The 991-nt window shown below is 41.0% G+C and carries 1 pseudogene; it reads left to right on the top strand.

The features are described from left to right. Positions 1-38: 38 nt before the first annotated feature. Positions 39-991, top strand: a pseudogene (locus tag GEZ84_RS10555) (hypothetical protein); the annotation flags it as partial.

Here is a 991-nt window from a genome sequence, read left to right as displayed (position 1 = left end):
TAAGCTACACACCAGAAGAGATCACAGTAGACGGAAAAGTGTACAAACCAGTAACACCAGGAACAACCACTGTGACCCTAAAAGACAAACCACAAACGGTAGAAGTAGCGTACGAAGAAAAACCAGCTACATCAACTCCAACATTTACGGTAGGAACACAAAATCCACAAACAGGAAATGTTGAAGTAACAGTTGATGGAGTTCCTGAAGGTACTAAAGTCAAATTACCTGGTATTGCTAGCGAAAAAGTTGTAACTGGAGGAAAAGTAGAGTTAACTAATAACGAGTTGCCTGAAAATCCAACAACAGGAAAAGGAATTGCCCAAGAAGAAGGTAAACTTCCGAAAGAAGGAACAAGTGATATTACAATTCCAGGCAAACTAACTAGCGCTAAAGGTGAGCCTGCAAGAGAGTTTGAAGTAACAATTCCACTACCGATTGTAGTTCCAGATCCAGAACATTTAACACCAAAAGAAATAGAAAAATTGGTGGATAAAGTTAAAGAATCTAATCCAAATACGATTGTTACAGCAGATGATAAGGGTAATGTTACTGTAACAGATAAGACAACTGGTGACTCAGCACTAATCCCAGCCAAAGATTTAACTGTTAAAGACTTCGAGCCAGTGAAACCAACCGAAAAAGTTCCAGTCAAAGACAAAGCGCACTTAACTCCAGAAGAGAAAAAACAAGTGGCAGACAAAGTCAAAGCTAAGAACCCAGGTAAGGAAGTAACAGTAGGAGACGACGGTACAGCGACAGTGACAGATCCGACAACAGGAATTAGTCATATAATTCCAGGAACAGACCTAGTGAACCAAGACTTCGAGCCAGTGAAACCAACCGAAAAAGTTCCAGTCAAAGACAAAGCGCACTTAACTCCAGAAGAGAAGAAACAAGTGGCAGATAAAGTCAAAGCTAAGAACCCAGGTAAGGAAGTAACAGTAGGAGACGACGGTACAGCGACAGTGACAGATCCGACAACAGGAAT

The organism is Streptococcus mitis (assembly GCF_009496155.1).
GTDB classification, from domain to species: Bacteria; Bacillota; Bacilli; order Lactobacillales; family Streptococcaceae; genus Streptococcus; species Streptococcus mitis_BQ.
Note: the sequence above shows the minus strand (reverse complement) of the source record. Positions and strands in the feature narration are given on the sequence as shown.